The organism is Haloarcula halophila, from assembly GCF_029278565.1.
GTDB classification, from domain to species: Archaea; Halobacteriota; Halobacteria; order Halobacteriales; family Haloarculaceae; genus Haloarcula; species Haloarcula halophila.
This window is the reverse complement of the sequence record NZ_CP119559.1, coordinates 2050329-2067378: the sequence shown is the minus strand read 5'-3', so window position 1 is coordinate 2067378 and position 17050 is coordinate 2050329. Positions and strand designations below refer to the sequence as shown.

Genomic DNA, 17050 nt, shown 5'->3' with positions numbered 1-17050 from the left:
CGTCAGAGCCTGATCGGTTCGAGGAGCCGAGCGACCAGCGCCCGCAGGAGTCCCGCCGCGAGACCCCCCTCGTGGCGGGACGGCGTGTGAACCGCCCCCCGTGAGACGCCGTGGCGGAGGTGCTGGACCCCGTCGAGGAGGAACCACCCACCAAGCGCCACGCCCGCGAGTGGGATCCACACCGGCGTCGTCAGCGTCCCCGCGTAGGCCGTCGCCGCGAGGACGAACAGCCCGAACAGCACGTTATCGGCGTAGTCACCGACGGCGGCCTCGGCGACGCCGGCCAGCAGTTGGAGCGCGAGGAAGGACAGTCCCACCACGGCGGCGAACCGAACGGACTCGCCGACCACGGCGAGCGTGGCGGCGACGAGGGCGGCCCGGCCGAGTTCGCCGGCGACGGTCGAACGATCGGGGAACCAGGAGGGGCGGGCGACGGACATGGAACCGGTCGGCCGTACCGGCCCCAACCTTATCAGCGTTTTCCGACGGACAGTCGCTGTGACCACGCTGTACGCGACAGGAGTGCCGGGCACGGACGCGCCGGCAGCGACAAACTGTCTAGTGTCAACAGTTACCTTCTCGGGCTGACAGCACCCACACAGGGATGAACGGAGAGCACGGTGTCGACGGCGCGGATAACCGGTGGCGTCGGCCCCGGCCCGGTGACCGCCGATGAGAGCACTGGCCCGCGGGGCGAGCGAAACCGCACGTGTGTTGCTCGGCCAGCCGCTGGTCGGCGTCGTCGTCGTGGCGATCGGTGTCCTCGCCGGCGCGGGTGCGGTGGTGGCGGGACAGTTCCCGGTGATCGGGGGCGTCGCGTACGTCCTCCTCCAGCCCGTGGTGTTCGCCGGTCTCCTCCACGTGGGAAACACCGCCGCCGACGGGAGCGTCAGCGGACGGGCGTACGTCGACGGCGTCCGGGGCTACACGATGGGGCTCCTGAGAGCGGGGCTCCTCACCGGCATCGTCTTCGCGCTGCTCGGTGGCCTGGCACTCTTCGTCGTGTTCATGGTGGGCTTTACCGGCGCGATCGGGCTGACGGCCGGCCTCGTCCTCGCGGCCGCACCGGTCGCCGTCATGGCGGTCGCGTTGCAGTTCGTCGACGCGTCGGTCGTCGTCGACGGCGACGGCGTACGCGGAGCGATCGAACACAGTTGGGAGGCGCTGGCCCACCACCCGGTGTCGGTGCTTGGCTACACGGCCGTCCGCGCGGTCTGTCTGGGGCTGCTCGCCGCCGTCGTCGCGCTGTCGTTCGGGGAGCAGGCCGTGCTCCCCAGCGTCGGATCGGGGACGGTCAGGGCGGCAGTACCCGCCGTGGCCTGCTGTCTGGCTGGCTACCTCGGCGTTGTCGCTCACGTCACCGTCTACCGACAGCTTCGCGGCTGACTCCCCCGGTGTGGCCGCCGCTGTCCCGGTCCCGGAGGGAGTTCGGCCGGACGGCTACCGGTTGATGCCGTTGCACTGGATCTCCTCGTGTTCGTCGCCGTGGTCTCTCTCCTCGGGGCGGAGGCGCACGTGGACGAACTCCGTCCCGGCCCGCGAGGTGGACGCCTCGGCCAGGTTCCCGGCGTTCCTGTAGGGTTCCATGTGGGTGTTGTAGCGATGCATGATCGCATCCGGGTAGCGGGCGTAGAGGTCCCGCTGGACCGTCTCGGAGAACGCCCCTCGTTGGCAGTCGTCGACGGTCCAGAACGGGAACGGCTGCCGGACGAGTGCCTGCCCGAACGGGCCGGCCAACCCCTCGGAGAGCAGTGCGCGAACGTCACCCTCGGTAGCCCGCTGCTGGGCGAGGAACTGCCCGATATCGTCGGTCACCTCGTCGAGATCCGTCTGGCTGTGTCCGCCGGGGTCCTTGCTGCCGTTACGGACCTGTTCGACCTGGTCGCGGAGGACGCCCCAGGCGCCGCTGTAGAGCCTGAATGCGTCTCTCACTTCCGGCTCTGGCACACCGCCCTCTCCCAGGTTTGCGAAGATATCCACGTGCCGGCCCTCGTGAGTCGTGTCGACGTTCTCTTTCGGTTCCTCGTCCTCGCAGGTCCACTCGATCTCCGAGTCCGTTCCGGGGACCCAGACGTCCGGCCAGAAACACTTGACGACGTTGTCCGTCGGGAGGATCGCCACGAAGGCGGTCGACTGCATCTCCGTGGGTGAAACCGTCCCGGACGCGCGAATCCGCCTCCCACCTTCCTCGCTCTCGTCCGAACAGAGGAGGTGGACAGGCTCGATGTATGCCAGTTCGAACAGCCCCGAGACGTTCCCTCCCCCCCGCCAGAGCAGCGGCGGCTGGCCGTCGCTGATCGGGTCGTCGCCGCCCCTGAGTGCGCCGACCGCCTCGGGGACGGTCGAGAAGAACGACTCCGCCGAGAGCTTCCCCCGCGCGTTCTCGATCCGGCGTCTGGTCTCCTGGACGGCTCTGGCACCTCCCATCAGCCGACGGATGGTGTCGGCCGGGACCTTCTCTAGCTCGAACGTGCCGTCGTAGCGGTTTCGCAGCCGTGTCCGGGCGGTGTCCCCCTGCGGGTCCGTCTCCTCCATCTCGACCCTGACCCCGACGCTGACGTCGAGGCGCCAGGTTTCGACGTCCTTGTACGTCCAGTTGGTGCCCGAGACCTCCCGGCAGTCCGCGCAGGATTCACAGTCCCAGCCGGTGCTAGTGCCGATCCGCTCGTGTGTCCAGGGGCCGCTGCCCCGCATGTACGAGCCGTCCTCGAGTGTGCGGCCGTCGTGGAACTCGACTGCGAGTTCCGCGAGCTGTCTCCCGACGGCAGTCCGGAACGACTCGTCGCCGGACCACGTGGTCGCCAGGAACTGCTGTCTGTTGCTGGCGACCCAGGACTCGAAGGCCTGCTTGAACTTCGGGACGTCTCTGACGTGGTGGATCTCGTGTTCGATCGCCCGGCGGAACATCTCACAGTAGGAGAGGCGACAGGCCTCGGTGAGTTCGTAGTCCGGCCGCCAGTCGAGCACCTCGATCCGGGGCTGTGCCCTGTACGTACAGCCCGTGATATCCGACACTTGGACACCAAGCGTCTGGCTCCCCCCGATCTCCCCGTCGGTCTCGATGTTCGCCTGCGGGACGAAGACCCCCTGGTTGTAGTGAGTGATACCCGGCGTCGGGAGGCGCGAACTGTTCTGTGGTTGGGTATCCGCCCAGGTGAGATACTCCGCACAGGACTCGACTTCGGCCGGCACGAGGTGGATGGTGTAACTCTCGCCGTCGTAGGGGTAGGTGATGGTGTCGGGCGTCTGGACGTCCGCCCAGGCGGGTGCCCCGGGGTCCCAGTCGTCCGGCCCGAGGTCGGTCACCCCGCCCCAGTCAGTCGTCGCCGTGGTCACCGCGCCGGCACCGACACCCAGTCGGTGGAGCACCGCCCGTCGACTCAGATCGCCGTCGGTCATCGGCACCCACCGACCCGTCTCGGTACCGTCGACCGACCCGCGATGTCACGAGTCATGTGAACGACTGCAGCACCGATCCGGATAAGTACTGACACTAAACGCCTAGATCCCGCCGGAAAGGACGCGTTCGGCGATCGGAAGCAGGCTATCACGACACCACCACGCGGTGGCACGTCTCGTGACGACCGAACCGATTGCCAGACCGATCGCACTGCCGTCGTGCGGTCGGGTGTGCGTTGCTTTTTAATAGGTGCGATAGGTGTCGGTGATTTTACAACCACGTGGTGTGTGCGCCCACCCGTGTCGACCGACGAACAGCCGGATCCGGACTCAACCACTGCGGACACACCCGTCGAAGAGGAGCCCGACGGAGACGAGACGGCCGCCGAGCCGGCAGACGGGGCCGACGAACCGCCCGCGCCCGACGGCGAGAGCGACGGAGGCAACGACGGGCCGGAGAGTCGAAAGAGCCGCCGCGCGGCCGCCGTGCTCGCGATCCTCCTGGGCGGGATCGGTGGGCACAAGTTCTACCTCGGCCGCGTCGAGCAGGGGCTGGTGTACCTCTGTCTCGCGTGGACGCTACTGCCCGCGCTGGCCGGTGTTCTCGAAGGTGTCCGGTATCTCAGACAGTCCGACGAGGCGTTCCAGCGCCAGTACGGCGGCTGAGAGAACGGTGACTACCGCTCCGTGTCCATCCCTTCGTCCGCATCCTCCGGCAGTCGCTTGAACGCGTCGACGATGGCCTGTTTCGCCACCGCACCGTGGGTCGTCCAGTGGTGGGCGTAGTCCATCATGTCGTCGTAGATGTCGGGCTTGCAGCCGGCGGCCTTGGGGTGGCCGCCGCCGTTGACCTGGGCGGCGACCTCGTGGGCGCGCTCGAAGGTGTCGGTCCCGCGGATGGACGCGGAGCCGGCGGGTTTGACGATGACGGCGGCGTCAGCGCCCTGTTCCCGCAGCGCCTCGGCGACCTCGTTCTGTGAACAGCGGCCGTAGGTCACCCCGACGGTCCACTCGCCGACCTCGCGCAGTTCCGCGCGGTCGACGGCCTTCTCGATCAGCGCCTCCTTCTCGACGCGCTTCTCGGCGAGGAACTCCTGAACCTCCGGCGAGAGGTCGGCGCCGTGTGCCTGGACCGCCTCGATGTACTCCTCGGGGTCGGACCAGTAGGAGAAGTCAGCGAGGTCGTCACTGCGTTCGTCCTCGCGGATCCAGAGGTCGTGATCGCGGGTGACCGCCGCCAGGTCCGCCCAGCGCTCGCCGAAGTCGTGGTCAAGTTCGGCCAGCGCCACGTCGGCGGTACAGACCTCGTCGCTGTCGCCGACGGTCCGCTCGACGCCGGCGCGGTCCACGAGCGCGCCGAGGTCCTCGTCCCACTGGTGGTGGTCGAACCAGACGACCCGCTCGACACGGGCAGTGAGATCGTCGATCGCCGCCAGATCCCGTTCGCTGTCGGGACAGAGATCGCAGACGAAGACGGTCGCGTCGGGTTCGGCGTACTCCGCGGTCCAGGCCAGTGCCTCGTCGAGTTCGTGCGGGCCGGCTGGCAGGAGCGCCCCCTCGCCGTGGGCCTCCCGAATCAACGCAGTACAGGCGAGTCCGTCGGCATCGGGGTCGGCGATGACGACGACGCCGGCGTCGGCGAGCGTCTCGGCGGCCTCGGCCTCGGCCTGTTCCTCCTCGAACGAGTCCGGGACGAAGAACCCCTCCCCGGGAAGGACGGATTTCCGCTCGATGGAGAGCCGGTCGTCGTCGATGAGCCAATCGTCCATGCTCGGTGATACCGCCCCCAGCCAATGAACCCCGCGATCCCGCGGCGATCAGACCTCGGCACGCTCAGGGTTGGCCTCGCCGTCCAGTTGGCGGACGGTGAGGACCGGCATCTCCGCCTGTCGGACGATGGCTTCGGCGACGCTGCCCAGCAGGAAGCCGTGTTCGCCGTGTCGGCCCCGGGTACCGGTCGCGATGACGTCGGCGTCGTGTTCGTCGGCGTACTGGCAGATCTCGGTCGCCGGGTCGCCCTGCCGGACTGCCGTGACGAGTTCCTCGTCGCTCTCGGCGGCCGCCGCCTCGCGGATGAACGCCAGCGCACGCCCGCCGGTCGTCGCCAGCGCCCGCTCTAGGGCGTCCCGGACCTCCTCGGGTGTGGCCTCGACTTCGGACTCGTCGACGACGTAGAGGCCGTGGACGGTCGCGTCGAAACGCGCGGCCAGATCCAGTGCGGCTTCGACGGCCCGCTCGGCGCTTCCTGACCCGTCGGTCGCGACGACCACCGTGTCGAACATACGGTTCCGTACCGCGGGCACGATCAAAAAGCCGCCCGTTCCTCGGTGGCTTTTTGCCACCACCACCCGACAGGAGAGCGTGATGGACATCGACCTCGTGCTCGTTCCGGTCGACGGGAGCGACCAGTCCGAGCGAGCGGCCGAGTACGCCGTCGCCGTCGCCGAGCGGTACGGCGCGGATCTCCACCTGTTGTTCGTCCTCGACGAGCGACTGCGCCGGGACATCGACACCGAGCGCATCGATCCGGAGGCTGTCGCAGCCGATCACCGGGAGTTTACCGACGGAATCCGCCGAACCTTCGACGAGAACCATCCCGAAGGCACCCTCGAAACCTCGACCGCGACGGCCTTCTCACAGACCCGTCTCATGCAGACACCCGGCAGTGTCGTCCTCGATGTCTCGGAAGACGTCGGCGCGGATTTCATCGTCGTCCCGCGCGAACAGGGCGAACAGGACGCGGTCGGGCGCGCGGCGCTGTACGTCATCGAGTACGCCAGCCAGCCCGTCCTGTCGGTTTAGGCCAGTCGGATCGACATCTCGATCTCGAAGCTCTCGGCGTTTTGCGTCTCGAAGCCGGTTTTCCGGTAGAGTGCGATCGCCGGATCGTTCCAGCGCTCGACGGTGAGCCAGACCTTCTCGATGCCCTCGGCCTGGCCCTGCCCGAGGAGCGTCTCCAGAAGCGCAGTCCCGATCCCCGTCCCCTGGAACGCCTGGAGGACGAAGATCGCGAGTTCGTAATCGCCCTCCTCGTCCGGGACAAACGTCGCGTGACCGGCCGCGACACCGTCGTGCAGGGCGACGACGTTGACACACTCGTCGCTGAGGATCGTATCGAGCCACCGCTCGATAGCGTGCTCCTTGACCGGCGGGATTCCCTGGGCCCGGTCGGCCGGATCGAAGTCGAGGTACATCTCCACCAGTCGCTCGCGATCGGCCTCCCCGGCGACACGGAGCTCGATCTCCCGGCCCTCCCGATCCGTAACTGTCCGTGGTGGCGCGGGGAACTCGCCCGCCGGTTCGTCGGGAAACTCCGTCGTCATCGAACCAGCGTGACCGGGGTCTGGGCGTTCAACAGGACGAACTCGACGATCGATCCCAACTGTATCTTCCCCAGCGTCGAGCGCTCGCCGCCGCCGAGGACGATCCGGTCGAACTCCTCGCGCTCGGCGGTGTGGACCAGCCAACTGCCCGGCGAGTCACCCTCGACGTGGCGGATCTCCGCCTCGAACGCGGCGTCCGCGAGCGTCTCCTCGACGCGCTGCTCGATCGCCGAGGCGTCGGTGTCGACCTCCTCGTTGTCGAAGATCGCGATCGTCAGATCGTCACCGACCGCTTTCGCTCGCTCGACTGTCTCGTCGAGCGCGTGGTACGACAGCTGACTGCCGCCGACGCCGAGCAGTACTTTCATATCCGCACATATCCGGCAGTGCTCAAAAAGGCACCTGACGCGGGCGACACGCTTTTTCGCCCCGACCACGCACACTCGCCCATGAAAGAGGGCGAACCGCCCGGCGAAGCCGGGCCGGGACCGACGGGCGACGAGGAGCCGACGACCGAGAGCGACGGTGCGGCGCCGGAGCCCGACCTCCCCCCGGACGTCCAGAAGTACGACCGGTTCAAGAAGATCGAGGGCGGGACCTACGACCGGGCGAACGACTTCCTGCGGGACCGGACCTACATCACGGCCCGGGAGTGGGCGATCGCCCGGCTGTGTGCGGATTTCCGGACCGAGACCGGGGTCGAGATGACCAAGATCGGCGAGAACCTCCCCGAACTGGTCCCGTTCATGACCGACACGTACACGCCACAGGCAGTCAACCAGGCCCGGGCGGCCTTCGAGGAGAAGGTCCGGAAGGCCGGCGCGACCTTCCTCTACGGGGCGATGTCGGATTTCTTCACCGCCGAGGAACTCGACGACGTGATGTACGAGGCCACGGAGGTCGCGAAGTTCCTGCTGGAGGTCGAGGGCGTCGACCTGGCCGTCGAGGAGGAACTGGAGGCCGAGGACCGGATCTCCGAGGTGATGCGGGAAGTCCAGGAACACTCGGCGGCGCTGCGCCACGACGAGGTGTGTTGCCCCGAGTGTGGGACGGAGTTCGAACCGGAGACGGACCAGTAACCGGTCGTCCCGAAACGGGTTTCGTGGCGCTCGGGTGTCCTCCGGCGGGGCGGTACTGGTCGCCGGCGTGGAGCCCGGGACGCTACAGCAGTTCGCCGGCGTGGAGCCCGGGGCGCTACAGCAGTTCGCCGTCGGCGTCCCGGACGTTCTGGCCGTCGTGGGCAGCGAACGGCTCGTCGCTGTCGCCGTCGTAGACGACCGTCCCGCGGACCATCGTCCACTCGGGGAAGATCCCCTCGAACCCTTCGAAGGGAGTCCAGCCACAGTCGGTCCGGAGCGTGTCGCCGCTGATCGCGGTCGTCTCCGTGGTGTCGACCAGGACGAGGTCGGCGTCGGCCCCGGGCTCGATCACCCCTTTCTGTGGCACGTCGAAGACAGCGGCGGGGTTCGTCGCCGTCAGGTCCCGGACGCGTTCGTATGACAGCGCCGTCTCCGGATCGCGGGCCTCGGCCAGCAGGAGCGGGAGCATCGTCTCGACGCCGGGGACGCCCGAGGGGGACTCCCAGATGCTCGCGTCCTTCTCCGCGCGGGTGTGGGGGGCGTGGTCGGTCGCGATCACGTCGACGGTGCCGTCGACGACCCGGTCGTACACCTTCCGACGCCGGGACTCGCGCCGCAGCGGCGGGTTCATCCGGCCGAGCGTGCCCAGCTCGTCGAGGTCCTTCCGGGACAGCAGGAGGTGATGGGGCGTGACCTCGGTGGTCATCCCGGCGTCGCTGGCGATGTCGATGCCCTCCGGGGTCGAGGTGTGGGCGATGTGGATACGGGCGTTCCGGTCGGCGGCGATCTCGCAGGCGCGTTCGACGGCGGCGGCCTCCGCCTCGGCGGTCCGGTAGGCGCTCCAGGCGTCGGCGTCGTCCCGGGCACGAGCGTCCTCGTTGAACCTGGTGGCGTCCTCGGCGTGGACGGTGACCGGCACCCCGGCGTCGGTAGCGGCGTCGACCGCGTCGGCGAACAGTTCGGTGTCGATCCCCATATCGCCCGTCGAGTCCGCGAGGAACACTTCCCCCAGTGCGAACAACCGCCGCGAGAGCAGCGAGTCGGGGTCCCAGTCGGCGGTGACCCCGCCGTTGATCCCCCAGTCGACCAGCGAGTCGGCGGCGAACTCGCGTTTCCGGTCGAAGGCGGCACCGTCGACGGTCGGCGGGTCGGTGTTTGGCTGGTCGACGACGGTGGTGACGCCGCCGGCCGCGGCCGCTCGGGAACCCGTCACCCAGGTCTCTTTGTGGGGATAGCCGGGTTGGCGGAAGTGGACGTGGACGTCGATCGCGCCGGGGAAGAGGCGTTTGCCGGAGGCGTCGACGACGCGCTCGTTACCGGCGTCCAGATCACGGGCCACCTCGGCGATCGACTCGCCGTCGACCCGGACGTCGCGCTGGCTGCCGTCGGGGAGCGTGGCGGTACGGATGAGCATACGCCCCTCTGGGCCGGGTGTCCCCGTAAGTGTCCCGTTGTCCGGGAGCCGTGGGAGCTATACTGTCGGGGCCGGACAGTCGGCTGTGTCCACACGACCCGGGCGGGTTCCGTGGAACTCGTCGGTACTGCGACTGGCGCTTGCGAGTACGCTCACCGCCGTCCTCGGCGTGACCCTCGTGAGTCCGCTGTTGCCGGCCATCGGCCGGGAGTTCGGCGTCCCCGACGCGCAGGCGAGTCTGATCATCACCGTCTACACGCTGCCCGGGATCGTCCTCGCGCCTGTCGCCGGCGCGCTGGCCGATCGGTACGGCCGCCGGCCGATCCTCTCGGGAAGTCTCCTGGTCACTGCGATCTGTGGTGTCGCCGTCGTCCGCGCCGGGAGCCTGCCCGCCGTGCTGGTGCTCCGGACTGCACAGGGCGTCGGGGCCAGTGGCGTCCTCAGCGTCGCGGTCACGCTGCTGGGTGACGCCTTCGAGGGGCCACAGCGCAACGCGGCGCTGGGAGTGAACGCGGCCGCGATCTCGGTCGGCGCGGCGGTCTACCCGCTGCTGGGCGGCGTCCTCGGTGAGGGCGTCTGGCGGCGGCCGTTCTGGCTGTACGCCGCCGGGGTCCCCATCGCGGTGTTCGCCTGGCGAGGGCTGGCCGCGCCGCCGTCGACGGCCGACCGCGAGAGCGGGCTGGCGTACCTCCGGAACGCGGTCGGGGCACTGCCGCGGACGGCATGGCTACTGTTCGGCGCCTCCGTCGCCGGCTACGCGCTGTTGTTCGGTGGCCTGTTGACGGCGGTCCCGTTTCTCCTGACGGACTCGTTCGGCCTCCCGGCGGCCCGGATCGGCGTGATTCTCAGCGCGGGTGCTGTCTCGACGGCCGTCGTCGCGGCGGTGAACGGCCGGCTCGTCCAGCGCAGTCCCCCACAGCGGCTCGTCGTCGCCGGGTTCGGCTGCTACGGGGTCGGGCTGATCGGGGTGTTCCTGGCCCCGACACCGCTCGCCGTCGCGATCGCGGCACTGGTCGTCGGTGCCGGCCAGGGGCTGACGCTCCCGTCGATCGACGGACTCGTCGGGACGCTGGCACCGGCCCGCTATCGCGCCGGCGTCTTCGGCGTCCGGACGAGTGTCATCGCGTTGGGCGCGACCGTCGGCCCGGCGGTGTTCGCCGCCGGCGGCGGCCATGCCGGCTACCGGCCGACACTGCTCGCTGGGGGAGTGTTCGCGCTCGCCTGTGCCGCCGTCGGGATCGGACTGGGAGCCGGAGAGCCGTCGTGATCACTCGAAGGCGGTCGCCGCCCGGTCGGTGACCTCGCCGAACAGCCAGTCGGCGTGATCGAGGGCGTACTCGCGGTGGTCGGGCTCGATGAAGCCGACGGCGTCCTCGACGAGCACCGGCCGGTAGTCCCGCAGGCCGGCGCTGGAGGCGGTATGCAGGACACAGACGTTCGCCAGCGTCCCACAGATCACCAGGTCGTCGATCCCGTGAGCGTCGAGCCAGCCGTCCAGTTGCGTCTCGTAGAAGGCGTCGTAGGTGTGTTTCTCGACGACCAGCTCCGCGGCCTCGGGGTCGAGTTCGTCGACGAGGTCGGCCTCCCAGGAGCCCTCGACGACGTGTTCGCCCCAGCGGTCGAATTCGTCGTAGTAGTGGGCGTCCTCGAACTGTTCGGGCGGGTGGACGTCACGGGTCAGGACCACGGCGGCACCGGCCTCGCCGGCCCGCTCGACCAGGTCGGTCACGGGATCGATCGCCGCCTCGCTGTCGGGAGCGTAGAGGCTCCCCTCGGGGTGACAGAAGCCGTTCTGCATGTCGACCACGACCAGTGCGGTGTCGGCTGGATCGAACTGCATACACGGCGATACGGACGGGACACCTACCAACGTTTGTGGTCGTGGTAGCGTGGAACTTTTCACCGTCCTGCCCGTTGAAACGGTAGATGCGACGCCTCGCCGTTCTCGCCCTCTGTGCGGCACTGGTCCTCACCGGCTGTCAGGCACCCGGTTCGACGGGTGGCCACGACGGCCTCGATGCAAGCAGCGGCGGGGAGACGGCGACGGTACAGCCGACGACCGCCGCCGACGCGCCGCCGGACCCACCGTCCGACCGCCTGGGGTGGGAGAACGGCTACTGGCACAACGAATCGATCCCGGTGACGACCGAGAACGGCCTCAACGAGAGCGAACGGGCGGCCGTCGTCGCCCGCTCGATGGCCCGCGTCGAGTACGTCCGGCGGTTGGAGTTCGACACCACCGTCCCGGTGAGCCTCGTCTCGCGGGCGGAGTACCGCAACCGCAGCGGCGGCGGCGCCGGCGACTCGCTCCGGCGGTTCGACAACGCGAAGTTCGAGGCCCTGTTGTTGGTCGGCGAGGACCGCGGGTCGACGGCCGCCCAGGACAGTACCCTCGGCGAGAGCGTCGTCGGGTTCTACAGCGGCGGCCGGGACGAGATCGTCCTCGTGACGGAGTCCGAGACGCCCACGATCGACGAGTCGACGCTAGCACACGAACTCGTCCACGCCCTCCAGGACCAGCGGTTCGGCCTGGGGAGTGACGCACGGACCCGCGACGGCGTCCAGGGGCGAAACGGCCTGATCGAAGGCGACGCGACGGCCACCCAGCAGGACTACGACGCCCGGTGTGGCGAGCAGTGGGACTGTCTGGCCGGTGGCGGCGGTAGCGGTGGCGGTGGCAACGGGGACCGCCACTTCGGGATCAACTTCATGCTGTATTTCCCGTACAGCGACGGTCCCGGGCTCGTGACCAACCTCCGCGACCAGGGCGGGTGGGCGGCGGTCGGCGACGCCTACGGCGACCGGCCCGACGGCGCTCGCGAGGTGATCTCCCCGAACGAGTACCCCGACTGGGAGCCCGAGACCGTCGACCTGCAGGACCGGACGAGCGACGACTGGGAGCGGGTCCGTCCCTCCGAGGACCGGAACCGACCGGACTACGCCGTGGTCGGCCCCTCGGCCATCGCGGCGTCGCTCGCCTACACGCTGACCGACGACTACAACGAGTCGAGCGTCGTCGCCGCAACCGAGGTCATCAACTTCGAGGACGGCGGGAGCGTCGATTCGTCGGACCCGTACAACTACGATCTGCCGGCGACGGACGGGTGGGCCGGCGGCCGAATGCACGTCTACAGCGACGGGTCGGAGACGGCCTACGTCTGGCGGACCGTCTGGGACAGCGAGCGGGACGCCGGTGAGTTCGCCGCCGCCTGGGAGGCCACGCTGGCCCACTGGGGCGGGACCGAGCGGGCCGACGGGACCTGGGTCATCGCCGACGACAGCCCCTTCACAGACGCCGTCGCGGTCCAGGTCGACGGGCGGACCGTGACCGTCGTGAACGCGCCGACGGCCGAGGAACTCGACGAGGTCCACGATGCGTAGGGAACTGCTCGTGGCGCTGGCGCTGGTCCTGGCCGGCTGTAGTGCCCCGGCGCTCCCCGGGCCGATCGGCGGGCCGTCCCACCCCGAGACGCCGACCGGGGAGGACGCCATCGGCTGGGAGGACGGCTACTGGTACGACGACCCGGTAGCGGTGACGACCGAGGACGGCCTCAACGAGAGCGAACTGGAGGCAGTCACGGCCAGAACGATGGCCCGCGTCGAACAGCTCCGCGGGCTGGAGTTCGAGTCGACGGTCCCGGTCGAGGTCATCTCCCGGGCGGAGTACCGCAACCGCAGCGGGTCCGGCGGGGGCGGCGCTGGGCCACCCCGGGACCCCTGGAACGACCAGGTCTGGGAGTCGCTGTTGCTCATCGGCGAGGACAGCGGGAGCAGCGAGGCGATCGACGACACCCTCTCGACCGCCGTCCAGGGCTTTTACTCGCCCAGCCGGGACGAGATCGTCGTCGTCGCCCCGACCGAGACGCCGGCCGTCGACCGGCGGACGCTGGCCCACGAACTCGTCCACGCCCTCCAGGACCAGCAGTTCGGGCTGAACGGATCGGCCGAGACACAGGACACGCAACTGGCACGGGACGGCATCGTCGAAGGTGACGCGAACTACGTGGAGGCGCTGTACGAACGCCGGTGTGGCAACGGCTGGCGCTGTCTCGACCGCCCCGAACGCGGGGGGTCCAGCGGTGGGGGTGGGGGAAGCAGTGTCAACGAGGGGCTGTTCACCGTCATCATCCAGCCCTACGCCACCGGCCCGCGGTTCGTCGACACGCGCCGCGAGAGCGGCGGCTGGGACGCCGTCGACACGGTCTACGAGGACTACCCGGACAGCACCGAACAGGTGCTCCACCCCGAGAAATACCCCGAGGAGGAGCCGGTGAACGTCACCGTCCGTGACCGCTCGAACGACGAGTGGCGGCGGTTCGACCACGACCCCGTCGCCGATACCGTCGGCGAGGCGTCGATCTTCGCGACGATGTACCACAACAACCAGACCGACGCCGACCGCTACAGCTACGACAGCGCGCCCTCGGTCGGCTGGGGCGGGGACACGGTCGTCCCGTACCACGACGGCGATGGCAACGGCGGCTACGTCTGGCGCAGTACCTGGGATACGGAGGAGGACGCCCGCGAGTTCGCCCGGGCATACCGGGCCGCGCTGGTCGATGAACACGGCGCGACCCAGCCCCGACAGAACGTCTACGTCGTCCCCGACTCCAGCCCGTTCGAGGACGCCTTCCACGTCGTCCGCCGGGGTGATACCGTCCGGATCGTCAACGGTCCGACCGTCGAGGACTTGGGCGAGATCCACGCGCCGGCCGGGTGACATCCGGATACGTCGGGCATACGGTTTTATCAATCCGTCCCCAAGCGTTCGCCATGGACACCTCCAAGAGTAGCGACACCGGCACGACGGGACGGGGCGCGTGAGCGGGGAGCCACGGCGTCTCGGGACCGCTGTCGTCGTCGGGGCCAGCGGCCTCGCTGTCGCGTCGCTGGGCGCCAGCGACGTCTACGTCGACGCGGTCCGGCAGGGCGACCCGCTGTGGACCACGCTGGTCGAGAACTCGCTGTCGCTGTCGATCGCGCTCGCGCTGTGTTGGGCGGCCGTCTGGCTGTGGCGGGCTGCCTCCGACCTTCAGGTCCGGCAGATGAGCCGGTGGTTCGGGGTCACAGCCGGGGCGATCGTCGTCGTGTTGGCGGTCGTCCTCGGGAGCCAGGCGCTGCAGTCACAGTTCAAACCCCTACTCGTCGCGGCCGCATCGGGCGGATTGACGCTGCTCGCGGGCCTGTGGATCGGGCGGTACGACGCCGATCGGATCGCCCAGCGGCGCGCGGTCGAACACGAGCGCGACAAGTTCGTGGCGCTGTTCGAGAACGTCCCGAACCCGGTCATCGCCGTCCAGTTCAAAGACGGGGAGCCACGGCTGGAGATGGCCAACCCGGCCTTCGAGGAGGTGTTCGGGTACACCGAAGCCGAGTTGGCCGGCCGTGACCTCCGCTCGAAACTGCGGCCGCCGGAAGAGGAGGCGGAACGGGTCGACGGGACCGAACGCTCCGTCGCGCCACAGACCAGCGACAGCGACCTCGACTGGACCGAGATGGAGGTCACGCTGGACACGGACTACGGCCAGCGGGAGTTCATCCGCGTGACAGCCCCCGCCGGCGACGACAGTCCCGAGGCGGAGTACGCCTACTACGTCGACGTGACCGAGCGAAACCAGCGCCGGGAACGGCTCCAGGTCCTCTCCCGGACGCTCCGACACGACATCCGCAACCGCATGGACGTCGCCTACGGCACCGCCGAAGTGCTCGAAGAGGACCTCGACGGCGATGTGGCGTCGCTCGCCGGCCAGATACAGACGGCGATCAGCGACCTCCAGCGGATCAGCGAGCAGACTCGCGAGATCGAACGCGTCGTCTCGGGGGAGTACGAGTCCTATTCGAGCCCGCTGTCGACGCTGGTCGCCGACGCCGTCGACGGGATCCGCGAGGAGTACCCGGCGGCGTCGGTACGCGTCGACCTGGACGAGGTCCCGTCCGTCAGGGCCAACGACGCGGTCCCGGTCGCGATCGAGAACGTCCTGGAAAACGCCGTCGTCCACAGCGACAGGACCGAACCGAGCGTCGAGATCACCGCGTCCACGACGGCGGACGGGAGGTACGTCGCGGTACGCATCGCCGACGACGGCCCCGGCATCCCACGACAGGAGTACGAACTGCTTCAGGACGACCGGGACCGCTCCCAGCTCGAACACACGAGCGGGCTCGGCCTGTGGGAAGTGAGCTGGATCCTCCGGAACCTCGGTGGCTCGCTGGACTTCGCGGAGAACGACCCCCGCGGGACCGTCGTGACGCTGACGCTACCGAAAGCTGACGAACCGCCGGCAGCCAGCAGGACGGAAAACGACGGCCGGGATATCTCGGTAGACACATGAGATCACGATAGCCGTCAGTACCACTCATATACACGTTCTTATAGATGGGGTGACACGTATCTCGTGGATGCCCTCACTGTCTGACCCCACAGCCACCGACCGTCCAGCGGCGACAACCAGGTGTCCGCTCTGTGACCACGACGGCGACGCGGAGACGGATATCTACGTGCATCTGCAGGTGAGCCACCGCAAGAGCGTGCTCAGCGAAGCCCTCATCGAGGCCGTCGACGATCAGCCGACTGCGATCGATCCGTAGCCGGCCGCCCCGGACCACGTACCGACCGTGGTTCTTTTTCCCAGGCCCGCCCGAAGGCGGGGTATGACCGACGAGTTCGACATCGTTCCGCCCGAGGCGATCCGGTCGGGACGGGCGACGGACGCGTACTTCGACCGGACGATGGAGGCCCTGGAACACGCGGGCCGGAACCCCGACGTGGTCGCGGAGGTGACCGCCAACCAGTTCGCGACCGGCGACTGGAAGCTCCTGGCGGGCGTCCCCGACGCGGCCAGACTCCTGGCTGGCCGGAGCGTCGACGTCGACGCGCTCCCGGAGGGACGGCTGTTCGACGGCGGCCCAGTCATGCGGATCGAAGGGTCCTATCGGGAGTTCTGTCGGCTGGAGACCGCGCTGTTGGGCTTGCTCTCGCATCCGACCGGCGTCGCGACCAGCGCACTAGCGGCCAGACACGCCGCTCCCGACTCGACGGTACTGTCGTTTGGCTCCCGGCACGTCCACCCGTCGCTGGGGGCGATGGTTGAGCGGGCGGCACTGCTGGGCGGCCTGGACGGCTTCTCGAACGTCGCGGCCGGGGACGTGCTGGGCCGGGAAGCCGGCGGGACGATGCCCCACGCGCTGGTCATCTGTTTCGGCCGCGGCAACCAGGAAGAGGCCTGGCGGGCCTTCGACGAGGCCGTCCCCGAGGAGACGCCCCGCATCGCCCTGACCGACACCTACAGCGACGAGGTCGACGAGGCGCTGCGGGCGGCCGAGGCCGTCGACGATCTCGACGGCGTCCGCCTCGACACGACCGGCTCCCGGCGGGGGGACTTCCGGCACATCGTCCGGGAGGTCCGCTGGTCGCTGGACGCACACGGCCACGAGGACGTGGATGTCTTCGTCTCGGGCGGACTGGGGCCGGCACAACTGCGGGAACTGCGCGACGTGGCCGACGGCTTCGGCGTCGGGAGCTACGTCTCGAACGCCGACCCGCTGGACTTCGCACTGGACATCGTCGAGGTCGACGGCGAACTGGCGGCGAAACGCGGGAAACTCACCGGGACGAAGAGCGTCTACCGCACGCCCGACGGCGGTCACCACGTGGGACTGGCCGACCGAGAGGGTCCCAGCGGGGCCGAATCGCTCATGGAGCCACTCGTCCGGGACGGCGAACTCGTCCGCGAGTTCGATCTGGACGACGCGATCGACCGCGCCCGCGAGGACGCCGCTGCCGTCGGGTTCTCCGACGGGGACTGACAGCCGACCGACGGCAGTCCAACACAGCA

Annotated in this window: 18 protein-coding genes; 10 read left to right on the top strand and 8 right to left on the bottom strand. The window is 69.2% G+C overall.

Features of this window, described 5'->3' with window-relative positions; translation table 11 throughout:
- Positions 1-2: 2 nt before the first annotated feature.
- Positions 3-440, bottom strand: coding sequence for a hypothetical protein (locus tag P0204_RS11020; RefSeq protein ID WP_276179130.1), 438 nt, complete (start codon positions 438-440; stop codon positions 3-5).
- A gap of 232 nt (positions 441-672) precedes the next feature.
- Between P0204_RS11020 and P0204_RS11015 the strand changes: the two genes are divergently transcribed.
- A complete protein-coding gene (locus P0204_RS11015) occupies positions 673-1386 on the top strand; it encodes a DUF7847 domain-containing protein (protein WP_276179128.1) in 714 nt (237 codons plus the stop codon).
- A 54-nt stretch (positions 1387-1440) separates the two neighbouring features.
- Here the strand turns inward: P0204_RS11015 and P0204_RS11010 are convergent, their stop codons facing one another.
- The gene (locus tag P0204_RS11010) at positions 1441-3399 is read right to left on the bottom strand and encodes a hypothetical protein (RefSeq protein ID WP_276179126.1); all 1959 of its coding nucleotides are present in this window, start codon (positions 3397-3399) and stop codon (positions 1441-1443) included.
- A gap of 300 nt (positions 3400-3699) precedes the next feature.
- Here P0204_RS11010 and P0204_RS11005 point away from each other — a divergent pair, with 300 nt between their 5' ends.
- Positions 3700-4065, top strand: coding sequence for a TM2 domain-containing protein (locus tag P0204_RS11005; RefSeq protein ID WP_276179124.1), 366 nt, complete (start codon positions 3700-3702; stop codon positions 4063-4065).
- An 11-nt stretch (positions 4066-4076) separates the two neighbouring features.
- Here P0204_RS11005 and P0204_RS11000 read toward each other — a convergent pair whose 3' ends face one another.
- Together P0204_RS11000 and P0204_RS10995 are read right to left on the bottom strand one after the other, a co-directional pair.
- On the bottom strand, positions 4077-5168 hold the full coding sequence (locus P0204_RS11000) for a DHH family phosphoesterase (protein ID WP_276179122.1): 1092 nt from the start codon (positions 5166-5168) through the stop codon (positions 4077-4079).
- Positions 5169-5216: 48 nt separating this feature from the next.
- Entirely contained in the window at positions 5217-5681 is a 465-nt protein-coding gene (locus P0204_RS10995; RefSeq protein ID WP_276179120.1) for a universal stress protein, read from the bottom strand.
- Between the two features lie 82 nt (positions 5682-5763).
- On the opposite strand from P0204_RS10995, the gene P0204_RS10990 reads away from it, so the two are divergent.
- The gene (locus P0204_RS10990) at positions 5764-6201 is read left to right on the top strand and encodes a universal stress protein (RefSeq protein ID WP_276179119.1); all 438 of its coding nucleotides are present in this window, start codon (positions 5764-5766) and stop codon (positions 6199-6201) included.
- Here the strand turns inward: P0204_RS10990 and P0204_RS10985 are convergent.
- Both P0204_RS10985 and P0204_RS10980 read right to left on the bottom strand, forming a co-directional pair.
- Complete coding sequence (locus P0204_RS10985) at positions 6198-6722, bottom strand: GNAT family N-acetyltransferase (RefSeq protein ID WP_276179118.1); 525 nt, start codon at positions 6720-6722, stop codon at positions 6198-6200. The genes P0204_RS10990 and P0204_RS10985 overlap by 4 nt on opposite strands.
- The gene (locus P0204_RS10980; RefSeq protein WP_276179117.1) at positions 6719-7090 is read right to left on the bottom strand and encodes a universal stress protein; all 372 of its coding nucleotides are present in this window, start codon (positions 7088-7090) and stop codon (positions 6719-6721) included. Before P0204_RS10980 ends, P0204_RS10985 begins: the two co-directional genes overlap by 4 nt.
- An 81-nt stretch (positions 7091-7171) precedes the next feature.
- On the opposite strand from P0204_RS10980, the gene P0204_RS10975 reads away from it, so the two are divergent.
- On the top strand, positions 7172-7801 hold the full coding sequence (locus tag P0204_RS10975) for a DUF5806 family protein (RefSeq protein ID WP_276179116.1): 630 nt from the start codon (positions 7172-7174) through the stop codon (positions 7799-7801).
- A gap of 115 nt (positions 7802-7916) precedes the next feature.
- Here P0204_RS10975 and P0204_RS10970 read toward each other — a convergent pair whose 3' ends face one another.
- A complete protein-coding gene (locus P0204_RS10970) occupies positions 7917-9215 on the bottom strand; it encodes a dihydroorotase (RefSeq protein WP_276179115.1) in 1299 nt (432 codons plus the stop codon).
- An 85-nt stretch (positions 9216-9300) separates the two neighbouring features.
- Here P0204_RS10970 and P0204_RS10965 point away from each other — a divergent pair, with 85 nt between their 5' ends.
- Positions 9301-10482: an MFS transporter gene (locus tag P0204_RS10965; protein ID WP_276179114.1), complete on the top strand. Its 1182-nt coding sequence runs from the start codon at positions 9301-9303 to the stop codon at positions 10480-10482.
- On the opposite strand, the gene P0204_RS10960 is transcribed toward P0204_RS10965, so the two are convergent.
- Positions 10483-11055: a cysteine hydrolase family protein gene (locus P0204_RS10960; protein WP_276179113.1), complete on the bottom strand. Its 573-nt coding sequence runs from the start codon at positions 11053-11055 to the stop codon at positions 10483-10485.
- 86 nt (positions 11056-11141) lie between these two features.
- On the opposite strand from P0204_RS10960, the gene P0204_RS10955 reads away from it, so the two are divergent.
- The 5 genes from P0204_RS10955 (at position 11142) to P0204_RS10935 (ending at position 17021) form a co-directional block, all read left to right on the top strand.
- Positions 11142-12596 (top strand): Hvo_1808 family surface protein, encoded by a 1455-nt coding sequence (locus tag P0204_RS10955; protein WP_276179112.1) that lies wholly within the window; start codon positions 11142-11144, stop codon positions 12594-12596.
- The gene (locus P0204_RS10950) at positions 12589-13935 is read left to right on the top strand and encodes an Hvo_1808 family surface protein (RefSeq protein WP_276179111.1); all 1347 of its coding nucleotides are present in this window, start codon (positions 12589-12591) and stop codon (positions 13933-13935) included. Before P0204_RS10955 ends, P0204_RS10950 begins: the two co-directional genes overlap by 8 nt.
- 100 nt (positions 13936-14035) lie before the next feature.
- Positions 14036-15547, top strand: a complete 1512-nt coding sequence (locus P0204_RS10945) for a sensor histidine kinase (RefSeq protein ID WP_276179110.1) — start codon at positions 14036-14038, stop codon at positions 15545-15547.
- Between the two features lie 67 nt (positions 15548-15614).
- Complete coding sequence (locus tag P0204_RS10940) at positions 15615-15803, top strand: hypothetical protein (RefSeq protein ID WP_276179109.1); 189 nt, start codon at positions 15615-15617, stop codon at positions 15801-15803.
- Positions 15804-15866: 63 nt separating this feature from the next.
- Complete coding sequence (locus P0204_RS10935) at positions 15867-17021, top strand: nicotinate phosphoribosyltransferase (RefSeq protein WP_276179108.1); 1155 nt, start codon at positions 15867-15869, stop codon at positions 17019-17021.
- The last annotated feature ends 29 nt before the right edge of the window (positions 17022-17050 follow it).